This window comes from Micromonospora sp. LOL_025 (assembly GCF_048060285.1).
Classification (GTDB): domain Bacteria; phylum Actinomycetota; class Actinomycetes; order Mycobacteriales; family Micromonosporaceae; genus Micromonospora.
Map to the genome: position 1 here is coordinate 33,754 of NZ_JBHMIR010000029.1, position 22,083 is coordinate 55,836.

A 22,083-nucleotide genomic window follows, 5' to 3' on the forward strand; every position below is an offset into this window, starting at 1 on the left:
TCGCCCGGTCGGCCTCGGCCAGGCTACCGGCGGCGGGCGCCGCCCTACCGGGCCCTTCCGGACCGCTCGGCGGCGGCCGACAGCGGCGGAGCACCGTGGCCGAGGCAGGACTGCTCGCCGTCGACGTGCTCACCGGGCCGGTCCGGGTAGCCGCTCTCCCAGGTCAGGGCGGCAGCGATCCGCGCGGCCAGCTCCGGCCGGCCACGAGCCCGGCCGAGAGCCAGCACTGCGGCGAGGTTCGCCCGCTCCTCGCGCAGCCACCGGCCCGGGTCGGCGAGTGCCCGGTCGGGCAGGTCCACCGGTGAGCCGTCGCGCCGGGCCTGCGGCGCGTCGATCCGCCGCAGCGTCTCGGCGGCCAACATGCCCCAGCTGTGCGCGGCGCGGATCACCGCCTCTGCGGGCACCACCTCGCTGTCGTCGCCGTCGAGCACCAACGCGGCGACCAACCGGTGCACCCGGTACCGGTTCGGTCCCGGCGTCGTCCGCGCCACGAGCGTGAGCAGGTGGCAACTGACCAGCTCGTCCAGGGCGCCGACCGCCTCGCGGGGACGGAGACCGGCGCAGGTCAACGGCACGTGGTCCGGCATCGTCGGCGTCGGCAGCACGGCCAGCGCACCCAGCACCTGGGCGGCGGCCGGGCTCAGCGACCCGTACGCCGCCGCCAGGCCCTCCCGCACCGAGATCCCGTCGACGACGGTTCATCCAGCAGATGACGGGGGTGGCACCGCAGGTGCGGGTGGTGTTGCAGAGGCTGCTCGCGCCGGTGCCGCCAGCGACCTCCTCGAAGCTCTCGAGGTCGATGTCGGGAAGCTCCAGGTCGTCGAGGCGATGAAGCTCTCTTCCAGGGACTGTCCTGGCGCGTTCTGGTCGAGGGACATGCTAGCGCTCCTGCTGTCAGGGGGGCACGGAAGGCCAGCCTCGCGAACGGCGCTACCCGTTCCCTATCTGGCCACTATGCGGAGGCCGGTTGATGTCCGGCAGCAGGGGCGTGCGTCCGGCCCGGCGGTGGTCCACCGGGCCGGACGAGCCGTCAGCGCACCGAGAACCACAGGTCCTGCGGGCGGTGGTCGGAGAGCCGCTCGGCGGAGACCAACCGGTAGCGGTGCACGTCGACCGTTCCCCGGGTGAACGTCCAGTCGATGCGCCAGAACGGCAGCGGCAGGCCGGCGAGCGGGCTGTCCCAACTGAAGTTCATCGGCGCGTCGAAGCGCCAGCTCAGGGGCAGCACCTGGGTCCCCTCGTCGGACGCGTCGCGGGTGACGGCGCGCAGTCCGTCGAGGGTGCCCATCGCCGAGGTGGCGTTGAAGTCGCCGGAGACGATCGACGGGTACGGGTTGCGCCGTACGTCCTCGGTGACCGCCGCGACCTCCTCCTGCCGCCAGGTGAACTTGCGCCGGTAGTAGTCGTCGAGGTCGACCTGCGGGTTCAGGAAGTCGAGGTCGATCGCGGTCGGCACGGTGACGTGCACGTTGTAGACCGAGACGGTCCGCTCGCCGATGCGCAGGTCGGTCCGCAGCACCTTGTCCCGGGCGAAGACCTCGGCGAAGGGGGTGTCGGCGGGTTGCCGGGCCGCCGGACCGAACAGCGGCTGCGCCGCGATCGGGAACCGGGAGATCGTGACCAGCTCGCTGCGGCGCGCGATGTGGTAGCCGGGGAACTCGGCGCGGAGCTTGTCGTCGTCGTCCACCGGGAGGTAGCCGGCCTCGGCACTGCCGGGCACCCAGATGACGTGCTCCTGCAACAGGTAGATGTCGGCGTTCTGTCGACGCAGGAACGCGAACTGCGCCTCGGGGTCCTTGTTGCTCATCCCCCAGTAGTTCGTGTTCCAGGTGAACAGGTGGACCGCGCCGGCCGGCACCGGCCGCGTGTCGCGCAGCAGCGCGGCCGGGTAGACGCCGAGCTGGTCGACGCCGGGGAGCAGGCCCGCCATGGCGAGCGCCACGGCCCAGTGCCGGCGACGACCGCAGGCGGCGGCTGCGGCCGCGGCCAGCAGCAGCGGCGTCAGCACCAGGAGCAGCGGCGGGGCCGAGTCCAGCAGGATCGACCAGTGCCATCGCCCGGTCGCCGCCCGGCGGGTCACGGTGAAGGCCAGGAAGAGCGCGGCGGCGACGACGACGGCCCAGCCGTAGCCGAGGCGTGTCGCGCGGGCGACCCGCCGCCCGCGCGACACCGGCAGCGGCGGCGTCGGGGTCGCCGCGGCGACCTCCGGATCGTGGGTGGTGGTCATGGACCGACCTCCTGGTAGAGGCTGCGGAAGCGGGGGCGCAGGAGCCATTCGAGCAGCCCGGTGGCGAGGCCGGCGACGACTGCGGTGTTCATCAGCAGGTGCGCGGCCGTGAAGAAGACCACGAAGCCCCAGCCGCGCTCGCGCCGCACGAAGGCGTACTGGCCGAGGTCGCTCGCCACGAAGCCGCCGAGCAGGACGGCGGTCAGCAGGGCGAGCGGCGGGGACAGGACCGCGGCCGGCACGCTCAGCAGGGTCGCTGCCGCCAGGACCGCGGCGGCGGCCCGGCCGCCGGTCTCCATGCCCTGCATGGCCCGGCCGCGCCGAAGGTAGAACGGCACCCGCAGCCGGCTGCGCCGGAACGCCTTGCGCAGGATGGGGACCATCCGGCTCTCGTCGGACAACCGGCCGCGGATCTGCGAGGTCAACAGCATCGGGTACGACCGCGACAGCCGTTCCGCGTGATCGATCTCCTCGGTCTGCCGCAGCGCGGGATTGAACCAGCCGGCCCGGTCGAACGCCTCGCGCGTCACCGCGCCGAGGGCGTAGAACCCTCCGCTGACCAGCCCTTCCGCGCTCTTGCGCCAGTAGTGGTACTGCAGGATGCGGTACTGCCCGACGAGTCCCTCGGCGAACAGCGGCTCCTTGTCGGGCACGCCGAAGACCGCGCCGTAACCCTCGCCGCCGCGCAGCAGCCGGACCGCGTTGCGGATTGCGTCGGGATGCATGGTCACGTCCGCGTCGAGGAAGAAGATGACCTCACCCGTCGCGTGCCGTACGCCCAGGTTGCGGGACGCCCCGGGGCCGCCGTTGGCGTCCGCGCGGACCAGCAGGCACGGATGCCGGGCGGCGAGGGCGGCGCTGGTGTCGGTGCTGGCGTCATCGACCACGATGACCTCGTGTGCCGGCATCGACTGGGCGTGCACCGAGGCGAGGCAGAGGTCGATGGTGCGGCTGTCGTTGAACATCGGCACGACGACCGACACCGTGACGCGGTCGCCGGAAGGCGTCTCAGCCATACAGAACTCCCCCTTCGAGGACGAGCAGCCAGAGCCCGGCGTTGGCGAGCATCACGCCGTCGCGCAGCAGCACCCGGACGGGGCTGCCGCCGCCGGAGTGCACCAGGACGACCTGGAGGTAACGGAACAGCGCGAAGAGCGCGAACGGAGCGGTGAGCAGCGCGGTGCGGCTGACCGACGACGCGTGCAGCTGGTAGGTGATGAGCGCGCTGGCGGCGGTCAGGCCGAGCAACTGGTCGAGCAGGTGCTCGGTGTAGCCGACCAGGGCCGGCCGGTGGACGGCGCCGGCGACCCGCAGCTCGTGACGCCGCTTGCCCAGGATCAGCAGCAGGCAGACCGACAGCACGCAGAGCGTGAGCCAGCCCGACGGCGGCGCGTCGACCGCGGTGTAGCCCTGCACGAGGCGCAGCACGAACCCGACCGCGACCGCGAACAGGTCCAGCAGCGGCACGTGCTTGAGGAAGAAGCTGTAGGCCACGTTGACGACCAGGTAGGTCAGCAGCGGCCACCACGACCGGACGTCCGCCGAGACCAGCAGGGCCAGCCCGGCGAGCAGGAGCAGCGCGAGCGCCCCGGCCTGCCAGGGCGTGACGCGTCCGGAGGCGATCGGGCGCAGCCGCTTGCGGTCGTGGGCTCGGTCGCGTTCGCGGTCGGCGATGTCGTTGAGGACGTACACCAGGGCCGACGCGAGCGTGAAGCCGAGCACTGCCGCGGCGACCGAGCGCAGGTGGGGCCAGCTCCACAGGTCGGCGTCGAGCAGGGGCAGCACCGCCACGAGGTTCTTGGGCCACTGGCCGGGCCGCAGGAGCTGGACGAAATCCCCGAAGGGCCTAGAAGAAAATCTTGGCAGCTGCGAGGACGCCCTGCTTCCAGGGGTCGCGGCTGGTGCGTCCGGTGGTGGGTCCGTCCTGGTGGGCAGCATCGTGCGACTCCTCGCGCTCCGGCCGGTCGCCGAGGCGGCGCTGCTCGCGCCACCAGGCGTACGTGTCGAGAATGGCGTCCTGGTTGGACTGCAGGGGTTGGAAGCCGAGCCGGTCGCGGGCCTTGTCGATGCTCACGTACGAATCGGCGGTCAGCTTGCTCAGCAGCCGGCCGTAGACCGGGGACAGGCGCAGGCGCTCCAGCGTGCGCAGCGCGGCGAGCGCGGGGCGCCCGGGCAGCGGGACGACCCGCCGGCCGTGGCCGGCCGCGTCGAGCACCGCCTGGAAGTCCTCCCGCAGCGTGCCGAACTCGGCGGCGGCGATGTTGTAGGTGTCGTTGGCGACCTCCGGCGGCGCGTCCAGCACCGCGCGGACCGCCGCGACGAGGTCGGCCAGGGCGAGCATCTGGATGCGTACGTCACCGCGGCCCAGCACCGGGAAGTGCCGGCCCTCCTCGGCCCACTCGAACAGCATGGCGAACAGGCCCATCCGGCCCGGACCGAGGAACGTCTTGGGGCGCAGGACCGGCAGGCACGCCCCGCCCGCGCGCAGCTCGTCGGCGATCTCCTCGGCCGCCGCCTTGGCCGCGCTGTACGTGTCGACCGGCTCGCGGGGGTGTTCCTCGGTGGTCGGCACGACGCTCGGCAGACCGTAGACGGCGGTCGAGGAGATGTGCACGACGCGCGGCACCCCCGCCCGCACCGCGGTGCCGAGCACCGTACGGGTGCCGTCCACCACGATCGACCTGATCTGCGCCGCCGGATAGCTCGGCAGCGCCGAGGCGCAGTGCACGACGGCGTCGGCGCCCGCCAGTGCCCGGCGCATCAGGGTCGCGTCCCGCACGTCGCCGGCGAAGGCGATGTCGGGACCGGGGCGCAGGTCCACGGCGCGTACCAGGTCGCCGTCGGCGCGCAGCCGGCGGGCGAGGTGCGAGCCGAGCATCCCGGCGGCGCCGGTGACCACGACCGTCCGGTTCACCACAGGGAACTCACCTTCTCCTTGAGGAAGCGGACGGTCAGCCGGCCGAGTCCCCGGTGCAGGGTCTTATCGAGGGCGTCGATCGCGCGTTCGACGTCCGCCGGATCGGTCACCAGGCTCGGGGCGAGCACCAGCGGGTTGCGGCCGTTGAGCGTGTAGTACGAGTAGATGTCGTGGTCCTCGTAGAGCGCGTTGACGACGGCGCAGGTGACGACCTTGGTCTTGAACTGCGGGTCGCGGGCCATGCCGACCGGGGCCACCTTGGCCAGCAGGTCCAGCAGCCGGGGTCCGCCGTCGAGGAAGACGCCCCATAGCGCGCCGGCGCCGGTCACCTCGCCGATCGCGTCCGGGTGTTGTTTGGCGAGCCGCCGCAGCCCGGGGGCGAGGACCGCCTCCAGGTGGCGGGCCCGCGCCGGGTAGTCGTCCTCGACGGCGATGTTGATCGCTTCGAGGGCGGTGGCGCACTCCTCGCCGAAGCCGTAGTAGGTGGTGCTGGTGCTCTGGAGCACCGCGTCGTCGAGGTTGTCGTAGGCCCGGCGGTAGATGGACTCGCGTGCCACGAACGCGGAGATGGACGACTTGCCGCCACCGAACGACTTGGAGGTGGTGAGGACGTCGGGAATCAGGTCCGGATAGCGCATGAAGTAGAAGAGGGTGCCGGTCTTGCCCCAGCCGGTGTAGATCTCGTCGAAGACGAGCACGATCCGGTGCCGGGTGCACAGCTCGCGCAGGCCGCGCAGGAACTCCTCGGAGCAGCTGCGCAGGGTGGAGGCGCTGAACGGCTCGATCAGGATGGCGTACACGTCGTCGGGGTGCCGTTGCACCGCGGCCCGGACGGAGTCGAGGTCGCCGTACCGGAACGTGTCGATGCCGGGAATGGTGGGGAACGGGTAGTGGCTCTGCCCCGTCAGGCCGCCCGAGCCGAGCAGCTTGCCGTGGAAGCTGCTGTCGGCCCGCAGCACCGTGCCGCGCCGGCCCCGGTGGTACTTGTAGGCCAGCTTCACCGCGCCCTCGACCGCCTCGGCGCCGGAGTTCGGCAGGAACGACATGCTCAGGTCGTCGGGGAGCACCTCGGCGAGGTTGTGCGACAGCGCCGCGAGGTATGGCGAGAAGTACGTCTTGTGGACCTCCATGCTGCGCCGCTCGGCGAAGCGGCGACGCACCTCGAGGATGCGCGGGTGGTTGTGCCCGTGGTTGAGCACGCCCACCCCGCCGGTCAGGTCGAGGATCCGGCGGCCGTCGCGCTGCCAGAGGTAGGCCCCCTCGGCACGTGCGACGAGTTCGCGGCCGAACCCGAACGAGGTCATCAGCGTGACCTGGCTCTTGTTGACGTGGCGGCGGTAGAGGTCGTGGACCCGGCCGGTGTCGAGGCCCTCGGCCTCGTCAAGGGTGAACAGCCTGGACATGGTTGTCTCCTGGGTGGACGGTGCGGGACAGGGCGACGACGAGCAGCGAGACGGTGACTTCGACCAGGACGCAGATCAGCCGGCTGGCCACCGCCGCCATCCCGGCGGCCGACCAGGGCAGCACGGTGGCGAGGGCGGTGCTGATGGCGACCTCGCGTACGCCCCAGCCGTCGGGTGCGATGATCGAGAGGCTGCCGGCGACGGTCGCCAGGGCGAACGCCCCGATCGACACGGCCGCCGAGGAGCGGGGGTCGGCGCCGAGGAGCACCGCCACGGCCCACAGGTGCAGGCCGGAGACCAGCCAGGACAGCAGGGCGAGACTGACCGCGAGCCGCATCCGGCCGGGCGGCACGGGGGTGACCGACCGCTTCGCCAGCCGCGCGACGCGGGCGATCACCCGGTTGAGCAGCTGCGGTCGGATCAGGCAGACGGCGAGGCCGGCGACGGGCACCGCGATCCACCGGCCCGGCGCGGCGAGCAGTCCCACCAGCGCGCCGGAGACGATCGTCAGGGCGATGCTGACCAGATACGCGGTGACCATCCGCTCGGCCGGCACCCCCGAGCGGCGACCCAGGTCGACGTGGGTGACCACGCCCCACACCCGGCCGGGCAGATACTTGCCGAGCTGGCCGAGGAAGAAGATGCGGCCGGCGGTGAGCCCGCCGATGGGCACCAGCACCCGCCACGCGAGCATGCCGATCAGCAGGCCGGCCAGGTTCGCCGCGACGGCGGCCAGGCACAGCGGCAGCGCGTCGGGCCGGGCCAGGACGGCCAGCGCGGCCGGCCCGTCGCGGCGCAGCGCGAAGCCGAGCCCGGCCAGCGCGGCGAGGACGACCAGCGGGGTGAGCCAACGCCGACGCAGCACGGTGCGCAGCACACCGACCGCGGCGCCCGCCAGCAGCGCGAGGTGCACGAGCAGGCTGACCCCGAGGAAGAACGGCACGAAGCGTACGCCCTTGTAGCGGGCGACGAGGCGCAGCTGCCCCGGATCCGCGAGCGCGAAGACGGCCAGCAGCAGCGCGGTCAGCGCGGCCACCGGCGGCCGGAGCACCGCGAGCGGTGTCGACGCGACGGCGGCGGCGACGGCGAGGATGCCCAGCGGCCGATTCGCGGTGAGGCTCGCCCGGCCCTTGCGCCGCGCGCCGAAGACGGTCCGGGCCAGCAGCTGGGACCGGCGGAACTGCTCGGCGAGCAGGGGACCCAGCCGGGACACCTCGTCGTGCGCGGCGACGACGCGCTCGGTCAGCAGGATCCGGGTGATCGGCGCCAACCGTTCGCTGTACTCCAGGTCCTCGGAGTCGCGCAGCGACTCGTCGAACGGGCCGGCGGCCTCGAAGACGGACCGCCGGATCGCGGCCTGGGCGAAGAACGCGGTCTGCCCGAGCCCCACGGCCCGCCGCCGCCACCAGTACGAGTGCAGCGTCCGGTACCACTCGACCGGACCGTCGTCGATCAGCGGCTCGGGGGCGATCAGGCCGTGCACGCACCCGATCTCGGGGTGCCGGTCGAGGATGTCGACCGCGTTGGCGAGCGCGTCCGGGGCCAGCGCCTCGTCCGAGTCGAGGAAGAAGAGCACGTCGCCGGTGGCGGCGGCGGCACCGGCGTTGCGCGACACCGAGACCCCGCCGTTGACGGTGTTCTCGATCAGTCGGCACGGGAAGCCGCGGGCGATGTCGCGCGAGTCGTCGGTGCTGCTGTCGTCGACCACGATCACCTCGTCCGGAGGATGGGTCTGCGCGTAGACGGACTCCAGGCACCTGCGCAGGGTGCGGGCGTAGTTGTGGTTCGGAATGATCACCGAGACGGTGGGGCTCATGGCGGCAAGTGGACCGGGCGCGGATGTCGAGTCGCTGTCGGCCGCGCCCGACCGGCGATAGCGGCGGTGCCGTTCCGATAGCCTCGCGGGGTCCGCTGGCGGCCTCGACCGGGCGCGCCGCGACCGCGCGGCCCGTGCGGGTGCGGGTCGACACGACGGGCACGGGGGGTGGGCATGGAGACTTCCGCACCGGCACCAGCACGGGTGGGTCGCGGGTCGCGGGTGGTGCGTGCCGCGGCGGCGCTCTGGGTGGCGTTCGTGCTGGCGCACTGGGCGTTGAACGGTCGCTGGTGGGCGTGGCTGGTGCCCGCCGCGTTACCGCCGCTGCTGTTCGTGGTGGTGCCGCTGGCGCTGGTCGTCGCGGCGGTGGCGGTCCGGACCGGGCGGCGCCGCGGTGCCGCGCTCGCCGTGCTCGGCCTGCTGCTCGGGCTCCCGTACGGCGGACTCCGTCCCGTGCTCGCGGACGAGCCCGGGCGACCGGGCATCCGGGTCCTGTCGTGGAACACCGAGTTCTGGACCCAGGACAAGGATCCGGACCAGTTCTACCGGTACCTGCACGAGCAGGACGCGGACGTCTACCTGTTGCAGGAGTATCTCGGCTGGGACCTGGCGCGGCCGTTCGACGGTCAGCGGCCGATCGACGACCTGGACCGGCTGCGCGCGGAGTTCCCGGCCCACACCGTGGTGCGGCGGGGCGAACTCGTGACGCTGTCCCGCCTGCCGGTGGTCGCCCAGCCGCCGGTGGCACCCGACCCGGCGGCGGCCGGCGACGCCACCACCGACTTCGACACGATCTTCCGTGAGGCGAAGACCCTGCGCACGGACCTGCGCGTCGGCGGCGCGGTGGTGTCCTTCTACAACGTCCACATCGCCGTGCAGCTCAAGATGGTCAACCCGGTGTCGGCGAGCTTCTGGCGGATGCCGAGGACGGCCGACCCGCAGCGGCGCCGGCAGCTGACCGGGCTGTGGGCCGACATCTCCGCCAACCCCCGGCCGGTGGTGGTGGCCGGGGACTTCAACACCAGCCCGGCGATGGCCGACCTCGACGGCGCGCCGCGGCGGCTGCGGGACGCCAACGACGAGCCGTACCCGGCCACCTGGCCGGCGGGGCTGCCGCTGTGGCGGCTGGACTGGGCGTTCACCAGCGCGCCGCTGCGGGTGGGCGGCTACGACCTGCGGTCCCCCGCCGGGCTGTCCGACCACCGCGCCCAGCTGATCACCCTCGCCGCGCCACGGTGATGTCGACCGCCCGCCGCAGCGCCGCGTCCCGCTCGCTTGGTTCCTCCTCGGCGCGCAGCCGCTCACCGGCGAACGCCCGAGTCAGGTCGTGCAGCAGATAACGCGACAGGCCGTCCGGGGCGAGGTACGCCTCGACCAGCCCCGCCTCGATCAGCCGCTCGGCCGCCTCCTCGGCCTCGTCGGGCCCGACGTCGAGCAACGCGGCGCACAGCGGCACGGTCACGTCGGGCAGCTCCACCAGGGCCAGCCGGCGCAGGAGCCGGCGCGCCGTGACCGGCAGTCGCCGGTAGCCGAGCGCGAGCCCGGCCCGGACGCTCACCCCGGCGTGTTCCAGCTCGTCGAGACGCCGGCTCTCCTCGCTGAGCCGGCGCACCATCCGGGACAACGGCCAGTGCCGGTGCACGGCGAGCCGCGCGCCGATGATGCGCACCGCCAGCGGCATCTGCCCGGAGAGGGCGACGAGGCTGTGTGCGGCGGTGGGCTGGCTGCGTACCCGTTCGGCGCCGATGATCCGGGTCAGCATGGCGAGCGCCTCGTCGGCCGTGAGCGGGCCGACCTCGACGTGCCGGGCGGGCAGGAGCCCCAGGCGCGCCCGGCTCGTCACGACGACCGCGCAGCCGGCGGAGCCGGGCAGCAGGTCGGCGAGTTGCGACTCCTGCGCCACGTTGTCGAGCAGCACCAGGATCCGGCGGCCGGCAAGGCGTGACCGGTAGACGGCGGTGCGCCGCTGCGGATCGTCGGGAATGTCGCCGGGCGGCACGCCCAGCGCCCGCAGGAAGTGCTCGCAGACCTCGGCGGTCACCGCCCGACCCGGTTCGCCGCGCAGGCTCGCGTACAACTGGCCGTCGGGGAAGCTGGCGCTCACCCGGTGCGCGACGCGGACCGCGAGCGCGGTCTTGCCGGCCCCGGAGAGCCCGGTCAACGCGAGGACCGGCACCCCGTCGGTCTCGGCGGTGAGCAGCCGGGTGCCCTGCGCGATCTCGGTGGCGCGGCCGGTGAAGTCCGGCAGGTCGGTGGGGAGCTGCCGCGGCGGCAACGCATCCGGCGCGCGCAGGATGCTCTGCTCGATGCGCCGCAGCTCCGCCCCCGGCTCCAGGCCGAGCTCCTCGACCAGGACGGACCTGGCCCGCCGGTACGCCTCCAGCGCCTCGGCCTTGCGCCCGGAGCGGGACAGCGTCAGCATCAGCTCGCCGTGCAGGTTCTCCCGCAGCGGATAGCGGCGGGTCAGCTCCTGCAACTCGCCCACCAGCTCGTGGTGCCGGCCGAGCTGCCGGTCGAGGCGGATCCGTTCGGCGAGCACGGCCAGCCGCTGCTCCTCGAGCCGGGCCGCCGTCTCGGTCAGCGCCCCGCCGGCCAGGCCGGCGAGGGCCGGGCCGCGCCAGAGGGCCAACGCGGCGCGCAGCCGCCCGGCCGCCTGGGCGTGCCGGCCCGCGACGGCGAGGGCGCGCCCCTCGGCCGAGAGCCGCGCGAAGCGCACCGCGTCGATGTCGTCGGCGGTGAGGTGGAGCAGGTAGCCCGGCGCCTGGGTGCGCAGGATCGTCCGCCGGTCGTGGCGGGCGAGTGTCCTGCGGACCATGGAGATCGCGGTCTGCACCTGGTTACGGGCGGTGGGCGGCGGCGCGTCGCCCCAGACCGTGTCCACCAGCAGGTCCGTCGAGACGACCCGGTTGACGTGCATGACGAGGGTGGCGAGCACGGTGCGCTGCCGGGCGCCGCCGATCGGGACCGCGACGTCCCCCACGGTCAGTTCCATGGGCCCCAGCACGTTGATGAACACCTGACTCCCCCCGGTCATGTCGCGCCCGGAAACCGGGAAGTGTCCTTCCGCTTCCGACTGGAAAGAGACTTTACTCAAAAAACCCCGAGACAGCGATTCCCATCGATGAAACGGCTGCGGACATCCCGCCTGATGGACGAGCCCATATTAGAACACGTGTTCGAGCGCCTGCCGACGGTGAGTTCGGCCACGCCGAGGGGTGCGGCCGGCGCGTGCCCGGCGTACCGGCCGGCCCGCTCCCGGACGGCCGGGACCGGCGCCGGGTCGGGCAGCGCCCCCGGCGCCGCCGCGATGACGGCTGACCGGGGGCCAGGGTGGGAGCGGTCGCGGTCACCGCTTCGATCCGGGGGCGAGCAGAGCCGGGGCAGGGACCACTGGATCAGGAGTCCGCGGCCCCTCAGAGGCCGGTCGGGGGGTAGACGCGGCGCCTGCCGGTGCTCGGCGGCGGGTCGGCCTTGGGCTTCGGAGCGCTGGTGACGGTCGGCGGTGGCGCGACAGCCGTCAGGGGCCCGGGAATGCCGAGCGCCTCTGCCACTCGGATCCGTCCCGCCGGTATCGCCTCCTCGGTCTGGAAGTTGTTCGGGTCGCCGCTGTTGTCCCGGCGCCACCGGCCGTTGCCGTCCACGGCATCCTTGGACATGTCGAAGGTGAGGACGAGTCCGCCCTCGTCGGCGACGTCGCGCAGGGCCGGCTCGTTGCGTTTCATCCCCATGGCCCACTCGGTGTGCTGCCGGGCGTAGGACAGCGCGACCTCGAAGTCGAGGGTGACGGTGTTCCAGCCCTGGTCCTTGCTCTCGCTGGCGATGTCGTGTTTCTCCCAGCGCTTGCAGCCGAGGGCGCCGCCCGCCCGGCTCGGCATCAGGCCCGTGGTCTGGATGCCGCCGCCGTAGTAGTTGCACCGGTTGGTGCCGTGGTAGAACCGGTACACGTCGGCGGGCGGCGGGTCTTGCGGCGGGTTCGCCAACCGCCACAGCCGTTGCTGCCACCCGTTGTACGAATCAAGTGCCTCCGCGTCTCTCGTGTTCACGCCGAGGTGTTCGAATGCCGTGGCCAACCGGTACAGGATCAGCCTGTCGGCGACGGCGGCGAGCCCCGGCGCGGCGTACTTCCGGGACAGGACGATGGTGTTGGTGGCCGCCAGGTGGTCGCTGCCGACGGGGCTGTCGAGCAGCGCCACGGTCAGCGGCGTGCCACACGCGGTGTCGAGGGCGCCCACCACGTCGGCGACCACCTGATCGGCGGCGGACCAGTACGCCAGCCGCGCGGTCAACGCCTCATCCGGTTGCGGGGCCGGTGCGGAGGCGGCGGTGTCCCCCGCCGGGCCGATCGGCTCGCCGTGGCGGACCGGCGTGGGCGGCGCGGTGGAGGTTTTGACGGATACCGGTGGAGGACTCGAGATCTGCGCGGAGAATGGCTCGAACGGCTGCATCCCGTGACGCTACGCAAGGCTGCCGCGAGGCGTGACCGGGCAGTCACCAATCGGACCCGCGGAAACAGCGTCGGTGCGCCGGCGGGCCTGCGGTCGACGAGGTCGAGTCAGTCGAGCATGTGCCCAGTGCGGCGGCCGACTCGTCGGTCAGGCGGTAGACGCCCTGGAGGCTGACGGAACGTTCGAGCCGGCCGTCGACGACGTACTTCAGGGTGCGCTCTTCACCGCGCCGGTTGCGCCAGGTCAGCGCCCCGAGCAGGGCACCGGGAACGGTGACGTCGAAGCGGATCGGGGTGGCCTCGACATGCACCGGGGCCGCTCCGCACCCGTTCGCGCCGAGCATCGCCCAGGCTCGTGGCCCGGATGGGCCGGGTCCCGCCAGTTCGTCGGGGCGCCGCCGCAGCAGTCGCGCCGCTGCTTGTCGACGACGCCGAGCCGGCTCACCATGTGCAGCACGCAACGGTTGACGTGCAGCGCGGGAACGGAGTCGCCGACCCCGACGCTGGTCCACCTGGACAGGGACTGGCGCACCCCGCTGAACGCCACCGGAGGCCGCTCGCCCATCCGGTGCCTGCGCAACTCCCGGCAGACGTCCTGGGTCCACAGCGCGGTGAAGGCAGCCGACATGGCCGTGATCGTAGGAGCCCGGACCGACAGTTCCGGCCGTGCCGCCGCCGGCCCCAGGCGGACCGCGACACTGCGCACCGACGAGGAGGTGGCGAGCGAACTCGTCAGCCTGATCTGGGCCGTGACGGGGACACCCGACCGGCGCGCGGAGGTGCTGGTGCGGTTCCTCGCCGACGAGCTGGCGGGCCCGTACGCCGACCTGCTCCCGCTGACCACCGACAGCGAGCGGCCCGCCGAGCCGGGCCGACCGGAGCCGCTGCACCTGCTGCACCGCGACTTCGACGGCAGCACCCTGCGGATCTCGCTGCGACCGGCTCCGGAGATCCGCCAGCCGCCGGTCGCCGACTCCGACGGCGCCGACGCCGCCCTACGGATCCGGCTGGCCTGCCTCATGACGTTGCTGAGCGACATGCTCTGGGTCAACAACAGCCCGGTCACCTTCCGGTTCCGCATCGGCCGGCTCGACCCCGGCGACGGCGATCCGATGGGCCGCCGCGGCCCGCTGGTGGGTCGAGAACCGCGAGGACGCGGACGAACACGACGAGGAGGCGTTCCGGCCGGTAACGGCCGCCCACCTGCGTGCCGGTCTCCGCAACCTGGTACGCCTGCACCTCAGCGAGCTGTTCGACGGCGGTTGGGACGGCATCGACGAGTTCCCGGAGCTTCCCGCCGACCACCTCGCGACGTTCCTGGACGACGACCTGATCGATCTCGTCCTGCACCGGATGGGTGCCGACGCACACATCGGATGCGCCGGCCTGCTGCCGAGGACCTGGCCACCCGACGACGGGGACTTCGAGGAGGATCCACAGACCACCGTGCTGCTGGCCGACCGGCACGAGGTCGCGGTCCTGGAGATCGACATGACCTGCTGACGGGCCACGGTCCCCGGCGGTGGCGGATCGCGTCCGTGCGGCAGCCGCGACCGGAGCACGGTGTCCGGTCGCGGCTGCGCCGTCGACAGCGTCAGCGCCGCGGCAGTGGCCTGAGCAGGGTCGGTGCGCCCGGTGCCGGGACGACCGCCGGCACCCGGGCGGCGGTGGCGGTCCGCGCCGCGACGGCGCTCTCACCGACCAGTGCCGTGTTCAGGAACCCGCCGACCGCCTCGCCGATCGGGTCCGGCGTACCGGGCAGCGCGTAGTGCGTCACGTTCTGGGCGAGGCTCACCTGCCGCCGACCGTCCGCGGTGTGCAGCGAGATGGCGCTGTGCCCGAAGACCAGGCCGTCGTGCCCCCAGACGTCGCCGGTGGGCCAGGTCATCCGGTAGAGGCCGAGCCCGTAGCCGCCGGCCTGCGGCTGTGCCGGGTCGAACGGCACGGTGGTCTTCATCGCGGCCAGTTGGGCCGGGCGGAGCACCCGGCCACCGAGCAGCGCCCGGAAAAAGGTGTTCAGGTCGGCCATGGTCGACACGAGCGCCCCGGCCGTCCAGGCCCAGGACATGTTGCTGACGCTGAAATCGCGCAGCTCACCCTCGTACCACGGGACGTAGCCCCTGCTGTGCGGGCCGGCGATCCGGGGGCGCACGCCGGGGAAGTACGTGTGCCGCAGCCCGAGCGGCCGCAGGATCCGCCGGTGCACCTCGTCGGTGGCGGACCGGCGGGTGACCCGCTCGATGATCAGCCCGGCCAGGATGTAGTTGGTGTTCGAGTAGGAGTAGGCCGCGCCCGGCGCCCCGGTCGGCGGCTGGGAGAGGCCGGCCCGGACGAGTTGCCGCGGCGTGAACGTGGTGGACCGGTGCCGCTCGATGTCCTCTGCGGTGGCGAAGATGACGTGGTCGTAGTCGCTGATCCCGCTGGTGTGGTCGAGCAGCGTCCGGACGGTCACCCCGGCGACCGCGAACTCCGGAAGGTAGCGGCCGATCGGGGCGTCCAGCGCGATCCTGCGCTCGCCGACCAGTTGCAGCAGCGTCGCGGCCACGAAGGTCTTGGTGATGCTGCCGACCCGGTGCTGGAACCCGGGCAGCACCGGCCGACCGGTCGCCACGTCGGCCACTCCGCTGGCGCCCCGCCACCGGTCCCGTCCGTCGCGCGCCTCGGCGAACACCCCGGGCATGCCGGCCTCGGTGATCGCCCGCAGGTCGGCGGCGAGCGCCGCGTCCGGCAGCGACCCGGCGGGCGGGCGGCCGGCCGCGACTGCCGGGCCGGCACCGGCCAGCAGGGGCGAAGCGAGTGCCGTCCCGGTGGTGGCCAGCAGGAAACTGCGGCGTGACAGGTGCATGTCGCCTCCCGTGTGACGTGACTGTCGCTCATGGTGCCACCGGCTACCAACCGCGAACGTCGGTCTGCGGACCCATGTCGGCCTCCCCACCGGGGATGACCCGGACTCCGCCCCAGGCGGGAGGATCCGTCCGGCCAGCGACGGTACGCACCGACGCCGACGGCCGGTACGGCGCCGGCGCATGCGACGCAGGCACCCGGCTCCGGGGCACGCAGGTGCCGAGGCGGCGACGCGTCGATCGTCAGGCCGTGAGGATCACGTGAAGGTCGCGGGGCCGTGCACGCTCTCGACCCGGTCGAGTTCGATGTCGCTGGTGGCCGACGGCCCGCTGATCCAGGTCAGCGGCCGGCGCGGGTCGAGGCGGGTGAGCGCGTCCGGCACGGTGGCGACGACCTGATCGGCGCGCACCACGCACACGCGCAGGTCGGGCAGCAGCGTGATGATCCGCCGGCCCTGGTCCGGCCCGGCGTCGAGCACGACGGTGCCGGTCTCGGCCACGGCCACCGCCGTGACGACTCCGTCCAGGGCGGCGATCCGGACCGCCGCGAGGTCGTCGTCCGGCACCGCACGCACGCTGGCCGGTAGCCAACGTCGGGGCAGGCCGACCGGCACCACGACCTGCCGGCCGCCGAGCAGTCCGTCGACGACCCGGGCGACGTCGGCGTCGCCGCACCGGTGCACCGTGGCCCGGTAGTCGGTGAGCCGCTGCACGAACACGTCCGGGTCGGCGGCGACCGCGCCGGCGCCCCGGTAGTCGCGGGGCAGGTCGGCCGGTGCCGGCCGGGGCTCGCCGAGGGCGGTCCGCAGTCGGCCGAGGATCAGCTCGCGGCTCATCGGGACGCCCACCACTGCCGGAACGTCTCCGACGGTGGTCCCGGCAGGTCGCGGCTGGCGGTCCAGCCGGACAGCGGCGGCGGCAGCCCTCGCCCGGGCCGGCCGGCGAGCCGGCTCAGCTTCGCGGCGCGCTGGGCGGCGGCGTACAGGGCGGGGTGGTCCATGGTGTACGCGGCGGCGGCCATTGTCGCCGCCTCGGTGCGCGGGTGGGGCGCCTGGGCGCGCAGATGAACCAGGAGCGGGTCGGCGTCGGTGCCGGCCAGGATCTCGGCCAGGTGCACGGTGCGCACGCCGGCGCGCAGCCGCGACAGGCCGCCGCCGATGTGCATCAGGCAGGACGCGTCGCCGGCGGCGCACACCTCCGCGCCGGTGGCCAGCACGTGACGCATCTTGTCGGCGAGCATCGCCGTGGAGGTGTCCGCGTTCTTCAGCGCGAACGTGCCACCGAAGCCGCAGCACTGCTCCGCCTGGGGCAGCTCCACCAGGTCCAGCCCGCGCACCGCGCGCAGCAGCCGCAGCGGCCGGTCCGCCACCCGCAGCATCCGCAACGAGTGGCAGGTCGGGTGGTAGGTCACCCGGTGCGGGTAGTACGCGCCCACGTCGGTGACCCCCAGCAGGTCGACGAGGAACTCGGACAGCTCGTACGTGCGGCCGGCGATCTCTCGTCACCCGCCCGGCGGGTCACCACGGCGTGCTGGTGCCGCACCGAACCCACACACACGAGCCGGACGGCGCCACCACCACGTCGTACGGTGCGAACGTGCGAACGTGCGGACGTGCCGGCGGACCAGGCGCAGCGCGTCGTCCGGGGTAGCCGGTGTTGACGTGCATCTGGCCGCAGCAGGTCTGCCCCTCGGGAAAGACCACCTCCATGATCCCGCACCATTCCCGTGCCATCCTGGTGTGCCACGAGTCCCAGATCACCGATCCGGGGATCGTGCGACTCTGCGACCAGGTTGTCCAGTCGCAGCAGGAAGAGATCGCGCAGGTGAAGGACATTCTCGACCGGTACTGACCACGGAACCGGCCGGTGCGCGCCGAATCCACTACGGCCAACCGCCGTACGTCGAAGTACTAAGCCGCGCGCCTCAACTGGCCGACGACGCCTGGGACGCCGGGCCCGGACAGCTCTCCGAGGGCTGCATCGCGTCCCAGCAAGGTGGTAATGAGGGCGGAAGCGGGGCCGGCCACCTGCTCGCCCGTGCCATAGCTCCAGTCGAGGTCCGAAGCGGTGAACCGGCGTCCGTCGAGGATGCCGTCGGCGAGGCTACCGCGGCCACGGCCGACCAGCTCGTTGAGAACGATCACGCCGACGGTGGGCCCGACGACGTGGTCGAGGCCGAGAGGCCGGTAGAGGTCCGCCTTGTGAGCGACGAGATGGCTCAAGCCGGTGACCTGGGAGATACCCGGTGTGCCGAAGCGCTTGCCGTCGATGGAGTTCAGTGCGGTGAGCAGTTGGTCGGGTGTCCGCGAGTCACGGCGCGCCCACTCGTCGGCGACCTGGTCGAAGCGGAACCGCGCGCGTGCCAGCCGACCGAGCAGCGAGAGGGCTGAGATCTCGTAGGGCATCAGCAGGTGCGCGGTCAGGTCGCGCACCGTCCAGCCCGCACACAGGCTCGCAATCTGCCACGCCTCGTCGGCGAGGGAGCCCAGGTCGGCGACCAGCCGGTCGCGTTCGACCATGGTCAGGTCCTGGATTTCTTCCCGTGCCATGTCCACGCCTTCACTCTAACACTGGTAGAGTGAAGGCGTGCGAACTTCCTCCCGCGACAGCCCACCCACCTCCGCACCCCACGGTTCTTCCCGGCGGCCGGTGGGCCTCACCCGAAGCGACGTCGTCGCCGCCGCAATGGAGATCGTTCGCACCGACGGCGTCGCCAAGCTTTCGATGCGTAACCTTGCCGGCGCACTCGGCATCCAGGCGCCGACCCTCTACCACCACGTGCACGGCAAGGCCGCCCTTCTGGACCTAATCTCCGCCGAGGCCTTCAGATCACTCAACCGGCCCGAGGGGGCGTACGACCAAGTCACGACGCTGGCCGAATGGGTAGCCGCACTGCGGAGGGATGTCGTACTCCTGCGCGACCTCTACCGCCTCCACCCGGGCTTGGCCCGTACCGTGGTCGACCACGCCCGCATGAAGGACACAGGGCTCAGGAACAGCAACTTCGAGCCACCGGAGCTGGCAGCTCTCATCCGGCTCGGAGTCCCGCGCGAACCAGCGCAACGAATGATCGAAGCCGCCGCACGGTGGACCATGTCTGCCCTCGCCTCGGAGGACTCCGTGGCTGACACTCTCCTACGCGACAGGCTGTTCCACGACGGGCTCAACCTGTTGCTGCTCGGCATGGAACGCGAACTGGAGAGCCGGACCGCTGGCTACAGACCTTGAAGGACCAGGTTGTGTCGGGCGCGAGGTTGGGGTCGGTGTGAGTCCGGGCAATGTCGTTGCTGCCGGACGTGACGGTGGGTGATGTTCGCACGGTGGCGCTGGTCGTCGGGTCAGGATCAGGCAAGTCCGCGATCGCCCGAATCATCGCCCGCCTGGAGCGACCGACATCGACCCCGGAGGAGGTAACCAAGGCGGGCAGCGGCCCGCCGAACGGGCACCGGTGAAGGTCACGAGGCGGGCACCGGTCGTGCGTCCTGGCGAGGATGACCGAGGGTCAGCTGATTTTGCAGGACGAGGACCGCGCCGCCAATCGCCGCCGCGTCGGACCCGTTGACCGACGGTACGACCCGCACCGGATGGGCCCGCCGGGCGAACGTGCGGCGGTCCACCTCCTGCTGGATCACCGCCTGGTAGATCGAGCCGGCAACAGCGAAGCTCGGCCCGGCCAGCACGATCGCGTCCACGTCGAACAGGCTCGCCATGGTGACGGCGGCAGAACCGAGATAGCGGGCCGAACGCTCGACCAGCCCCCGGGCGGCGGGATCGCCGGCGTTCGCCGCGGCCGCGACGCGCGCGAATTCGGTGAGGAAATCTGCTTCGGCCGGGTCGAGCGCCAGCCGCTGGGCGAGCCCCGGCGTCGCCAGAGCCTGCCGGACCAGAGCCGACGGGCCGGCGTAGTTTTCCAGGCAACCGACGTTGCCACACGGGCACTCGTCGCCGTTGACGTCGATCGAGATGTGGCCGATCTCCACGCTGTTGGAAGAGCTGCCCCGATAGACCTCACCAGCGACCACGACCCCACCGCCAATACCGGTGGCCATGTAGATGCAGCCGTATGTGCTGCGCGGGTCCACCGCGCCCATCCAGTACTCGCCGATGGCCGCCGCCGCGGCGTCGTTGTCGAGCAGGACGGGCATGCCGAGGCTCTCCGAAAGCCGCCGCGCGACCGGGTAGTCGAGCCATTCGTCGGTGGGCTGCGGCGTCAGCAGCACACCCACGCGCCGGTCCTGCGGGCCGTAACTGACCAGGCCGAGTCCCAGCACCTTCTCGCGATCGACGGCAGCCGTGGCCAGCAGCGCGTCCACCTGGGCGGCCACCAGCGGCAGCGCCCGTTCCGGTGGCATCAACGCCACGCCCTGGAACGAGGTGCGGGCCACCTGCCGGCCGGCCAGGTCGACCACGACGATGACGCAGGTGTTGCGCTCGAGTTGGACTCCGACGCCGTAGCGGGCCAGCGGGTTGAGCTGGACCAGCGTGCGTGGCTTGCCGCCGGTCGGCGCACCTCGGCCAGCCTCGACGACCAAGCCGTCACCCATCAGCTCGCGCACGACCTCGGAGATCGTGGCTCCGGTCAGGCCCGTCGCCTCGGCGAGCTCGATCCGGGTGATCGTGCGCGCCGACCGGATCAAATCCAGGACAAGACCGCGTGTCTTCGGCCGGCTGGCCCAGATCGGGCTGGTCGCCACGGCCTCCTCCTCCAGTCCGTCACCTTTTCCAGGCTACTTTACTTTTCCCGTACCGGGACGCTCCGGTCGCCTCTCACGCCGCGCATAGCCTCGCCATTGCAGGTATTGACTTTCGTAAGTGAACTAATAAACGATGTCGACAGCGCTCCCATCGATCCCTCACGACCCACGAGGAGATCCAATGAAACACCGTCATGCACTACTGGCCGCCGGTGCCGCCGGCGCGCTGGTACTGGGTGGCATCGCAACGGCAACCCTTCCCGCCTCGGCGGCCGCATCCGGTTGCTCGGTCGCGTACACGGTGCAGAGCCAGTGGTCCAGCGGGTTCACCGCCAACGTCGCCATCACCAACCTCGGCGACCCGATGTCGAGCTGGACTCTCACGTTCGACTTTCCGATCGCCAACCAGCGCGTCACGCAGGGCTGGAGCGCGACCTGGACACAGTCCGGAGCCCGCGTCTCCGCGGCCAGCATTAGCTGGAACGGGTCACTAAGCACCGGCGCGTCCACCTCGATCGGGTTCGTCGGCTCGTGGAGCGACGCCAACCCGGTACCGGCGTCGTTCGCACTCAACGGCACCACCTGCACCGGCTCGGTGACCACACCGACCGCAAGCCCGACGAGCGCCAGCCCATCGCCCACCTCCACAACGCCCCCACCCGGCGGTCCGGCACCCAATCTCAAGGTGTCCGGCAACAAGATCGTCACCGCGGACGGCAGAGCGTACCGGCTGCTTGGTGTGAGCCGTTCCAGCGGCGAGTTCGCCTGCGTACAGGGCAAGGGCATGTGGGATGGCGGGCCGGTCGATCAGGCATCCGTGGATGCGATGAAAACCTGGAACATTCACGCCGTGCGCATTCCGCTCAACGAGGAGTGCTGGCTGGGCGTCAACGGCACCCCCAGCGGCGCCACCTACCAGCAGGGTGTCAAGGATTACGTGAACCTGCTCGTCGCCAACGGCATCAACGTCATCCTCGACCTGCACTGGACCTGGGGCGCCTACACCAACAGCCCGGACTGGCACTGCAAGGACGAAGCCGCGGTCTGCCAGAAACCGATGCCCGACGCGCGGTATGCCCCGCAGTTCTGGACCGGCGTCGCCAACACCTTCAAAGGCAACGACGCCGTCGTCTTCGACCTGTTCAACGAGCCGTATCCGGACATGCCCGCCGAATGGGACAAGACCCTGGGCTGGCAGTGCCTGCGCGACGGCGGCACCTGCGCCGGCCTTCCCTACGAGGCAGCCGGCATGCAGGACCTCGTTGACGCCGTCCGTGCCACCGGCGCCACCAACCTGCTCATGGTCGGCGGTCTGGAGTGGACGAACGACATGCGGGAATGGCTGGCTTACATGCCGAACGACCCGCTGAACAACATCGCCGCCTCCTGGCACGCCTACAGCTTCAACGCCTGCGCGAGCGAGACCTGCTGGGACACCCAGATCGCCCCCCTCGCTCAGCAGGTGCCGGTCGTCATCGGTGAGTTCGGCCAGGACAACTGCGACTTCGACTACATGCAACGGCTGGTGGACTGGGCCGACGCCCACAACATGGGCTACCTGGCCTGGACCTGGAACCCATGGGGCTGCACCAGCGGCGCCGTGCTCATCCGGGACTGGGCCGGCACCCCGGAACCCGGCATCGGCGAAGGCTACAAAGCCCACCTGTTGGCTCAGAGCCCGTACGTCTGACTGGATTCCGCGGTGACCCCGGCCTATCTGAGGGCTGGGGTCACCGCCT

At 72.1% G+C, this 22,083-nt stretch carries 22 protein-coding genes; 5 read left to right on the forward strand and 17 right to left on the reverse strand.

Features of this window, described 5'->3' with window-relative positions:
• Positions 1-44: 44 nt before the first annotated feature.
• The 7 genes from ACFHW0_RS26045 to ACFHW0_RS26075 all read right to left on the reverse strand — a co-directional run bounded on the left by ACFHW0_RS26045 (position 45) and on the right by ACFHW0_RS26075 (position 8,363).
• Positions 45-677 (reverse strand): hypothetical protein, encoded by a 633-nt coding sequence (locus tag ACFHW0_RS26045; protein WP_416611696.1) that lies wholly within the window; start codon positions 675-677, stop codon positions 45-47.
• A gap of 353 nt (positions 678-1,030) precedes the next feature.
• On the reverse strand, positions 1,031-2,227 hold the full coding sequence (locus ACFHW0_RS26050; RefSeq protein ID WP_416611698.1) for an endonuclease/exonuclease/phosphatase family protein: 1,197 nt from the start codon (positions 2,225-2,227) through the stop codon (positions 1,031-1,033).
• Complete coding sequence (locus tag ACFHW0_RS26055; RefSeq protein WP_416611700.1) at positions 2,224-3,243, reverse strand: glycosyltransferase family 2 protein; 1,020 nt, start codon at positions 3,241-3,243, stop codon at positions 2,224-2,226. The genes ACFHW0_RS26050 and ACFHW0_RS26055 overlap by 4 nt, the downstream gene beginning before the upstream one ends.
• Positions 3,236-4,012 carry a UbiA prenyltransferase family protein gene (locus ACFHW0_RS26060; protein ID WP_416611702.1) on the reverse strand — a complete coding sequence of 259 codons (777 nt, stop codon included), beginning with the start codon at positions 4,010-4,012 and terminating at the stop codon, positions 3,236-3,238. Before ACFHW0_RS26060 ends, ACFHW0_RS26055 begins: the two co-directional genes overlap by 8 nt.
• Positions 4,013-4,073: 61 nt before the next feature.
• Positions 4,074-5,144, reverse strand: a complete 1,071-nt coding sequence (locus ACFHW0_RS26065) for an NAD-dependent epimerase/dehydratase family protein (RefSeq protein WP_416611704.1) — start codon at positions 5,142-5,144, stop codon at positions 4,074-4,076.
• Complete coding sequence (locus ACFHW0_RS26070) at positions 5,138-6,448, reverse strand: aspartate aminotransferase family protein (protein WP_416611763.1); 1,311 nt, start codon at positions 6,446-6,448, stop codon at positions 5,138-5,140. The genes ACFHW0_RS26065 and ACFHW0_RS26070 overlap by 7 nt, the downstream gene beginning before the upstream one ends.
• A 76-nt stretch (positions 6,449-6,524) precedes the next feature.
• Positions 6,525-8,363, reverse strand: coding sequence for a glycosyltransferase (locus tag ACFHW0_RS26075; RefSeq protein WP_416611706.1), 1,839 nt, complete (start codon positions 8,361-8,363; stop codon positions 6,525-6,527).
• 174 nt (positions 8,364-8,537) lie between these two features.
• On the opposite strand from ACFHW0_RS26075, the gene ACFHW0_RS26080 reads away from it, so the two are divergent.
• Positions 8,538-9,602 (forward strand): endonuclease/exonuclease/phosphatase family protein, encoded by a 1,065-nt coding sequence (locus ACFHW0_RS26080; protein ID WP_416611708.1) that lies wholly within the window; start codon positions 8,538-8,540, stop codon positions 9,600-9,602.
• Here the strand turns inward: ACFHW0_RS26080 and ACFHW0_RS26085 are convergent.
• The 4 genes from ACFHW0_RS26085 to ACFHW0_RS26100 all read right to left on the reverse strand — a co-directional run bounded on the left by ACFHW0_RS26085 (position 9,580) and on the right by ACFHW0_RS26100 (position 14,157).
• Positions 9,580-11,397: a BTAD domain-containing putative transcriptional regulator gene (locus ACFHW0_RS26085; protein WP_416611710.1), complete on the reverse strand. Its 1,818-nt coding sequence runs from the start codon at positions 11,395-11,397 to the stop codon at positions 9,580-9,582. The two genes, ACFHW0_RS26080 and ACFHW0_RS26085, sit on opposite strands and share 23 nt — an antisense overlap.
• A 379-nt stretch (positions 11,398-11,776) precedes the next feature.
• Positions 11,777-12,649 carry a hypothetical protein gene (locus ACFHW0_RS26090; RefSeq protein ID WP_416611712.1) on the reverse strand — a complete coding sequence of 291 codons (873 nt, stop codon included), beginning with the start codon at positions 12,647-12,649 and terminating at the stop codon, positions 11,777-11,779.
• Positions 12,650-12,851: 202 nt separating this feature from the next.
• On the reverse strand, positions 12,852-13,151 hold the full coding sequence (locus ACFHW0_RS26095) for a hypothetical protein (protein WP_416611714.1): 300 nt from the start codon (positions 13,149-13,151) through the stop codon (positions 12,852-12,854).
• 718 nt (positions 13,152-13,869) lie between these two features.
• Positions 13,870-14,157: a hypothetical protein gene (locus tag ACFHW0_RS26100; RefSeq protein WP_416611716.1), complete on the reverse strand. Its 288-nt coding sequence runs from the start codon at positions 14,155-14,157 to the stop codon at positions 13,870-13,872.
• A gap of 3 nt (positions 14,158-14,160) precedes the next feature.
• Here ACFHW0_RS26100 and ACFHW0_RS26105 point away from each other — a divergent pair, with 3 nt between their 5' ends.
• On the forward strand, positions 14,161-14,310 hold the full coding sequence (locus tag ACFHW0_RS26105) for a hypothetical protein (protein ID WP_416611718.1): 150 nt from the start codon (positions 14,161-14,163) through the stop codon (positions 14,308-14,310).
• Positions 14,311-14,401: 91 nt separating this feature from the next.
• Here the strand turns inward: ACFHW0_RS26105 and ACFHW0_RS26110 are convergent, their stop codons facing one another.
• From ACFHW0_RS26110 to ACFHW0_RS26125, 4 genes are all read right to left on the reverse strand, one after another.
• Positions 14,402-15,487 carry a serine hydrolase domain-containing protein gene (locus tag ACFHW0_RS26110; RefSeq protein WP_416611765.1) on the reverse strand — a complete coding sequence of 362 codons (1,086 nt, stop codon included), beginning with the start codon at positions 15,485-15,487 and terminating at the stop codon, positions 14,402-14,404.
• Positions 15,488-15,907: 420 nt separating this feature from the next.
• Positions 15,908-16,486 (reverse strand): LutC/YkgG family protein, encoded by a 579-nt coding sequence (locus ACFHW0_RS26115; protein ID WP_416611719.1) that lies wholly within the window; start codon positions 16,484-16,486, stop codon positions 15,908-15,910.
• Positions 16,483-17,085, reverse strand: coding sequence for a heterodisulfide reductase-related iron-sulfur binding cluster (locus tag ACFHW0_RS26120; protein ID WP_416611721.1), 603 nt, complete (start codon positions 17,083-17,085; stop codon positions 16,483-16,485). The genes ACFHW0_RS26115 and ACFHW0_RS26120 overlap by 4 nt, the downstream gene beginning before the upstream one ends.
• 82 nt (positions 17,086-17,167) lie before the next feature.
• Positions 17,168-17,383: a heterodisulfide reductase-related iron-sulfur binding cluster gene (locus ACFHW0_RS26125; protein ID WP_416611723.1), complete on the reverse strand. Its 216-nt coding sequence runs from the start codon at positions 17,381-17,383 to the stop codon at positions 17,168-17,170.
• Between ACFHW0_RS26125 and ACFHW0_RS26130 the strand changes: the two genes are divergently transcribed.
• Entirely contained in the window at positions 17,358-17,501 is a 144-nt protein-coding gene (locus ACFHW0_RS26130; protein WP_416611725.1) for a DUF305 domain-containing protein, read from the forward strand. The genes ACFHW0_RS26125 and ACFHW0_RS26130 overlap by 26 nt on opposite strands.
• 59 nt (positions 17,502-17,560) lie before the next feature.
• Here ACFHW0_RS26130 and ACFHW0_RS26135 read toward each other — a convergent pair whose 3' ends face one another.
• Positions 17,561-18,199, reverse strand: a complete 639-nt coding sequence (locus ACFHW0_RS26135; protein ID WP_416611767.1) for a maleylpyruvate isomerase family mycothiol-dependent enzyme — start codon at positions 18,197-18,199, stop codon at positions 17,561-17,563.
• 100 nt (positions 18,200-18,299) lie between these two features.
• On the opposite strand from ACFHW0_RS26135, the gene ACFHW0_RS26140 reads away from it, so the two are divergent.
• Entirely contained in the window at positions 18,300-18,878 is a 579-nt protein-coding gene (locus ACFHW0_RS26140) for a TetR/AcrR family transcriptional regulator (RefSeq protein WP_416611727.1), read from the forward strand.
• 227 nt (positions 18,879-19,105) lie between these two features.
• On the opposite strand, the gene ACFHW0_RS26145 is transcribed toward ACFHW0_RS26140, so the two are convergent.
• On the reverse strand, positions 19,106-20,344 hold the full coding sequence (locus ACFHW0_RS26145; protein WP_416611729.1) for an ROK family transcriptional regulator: 1,239 nt from the start codon (positions 20,342-20,344) through the stop codon (positions 19,106-19,108).
• Positions 20,345-20,525: 181 nt separating this feature from the next.
• Here ACFHW0_RS26145 and ACFHW0_RS26150 point away from each other — a divergent pair, with 181 nt between their 5' ends.
• Positions 20,526-22,034 (forward strand): cellulase family glycosylhydrolase, encoded by a 1,509-nt coding sequence (locus ACFHW0_RS26150; protein WP_416611731.1) that lies wholly within the window; start codon positions 20,526-20,528, stop codon positions 22,032-22,034.
• The last annotated feature ends 49 nt before the right edge of the window (positions 22,035-22,083 follow it).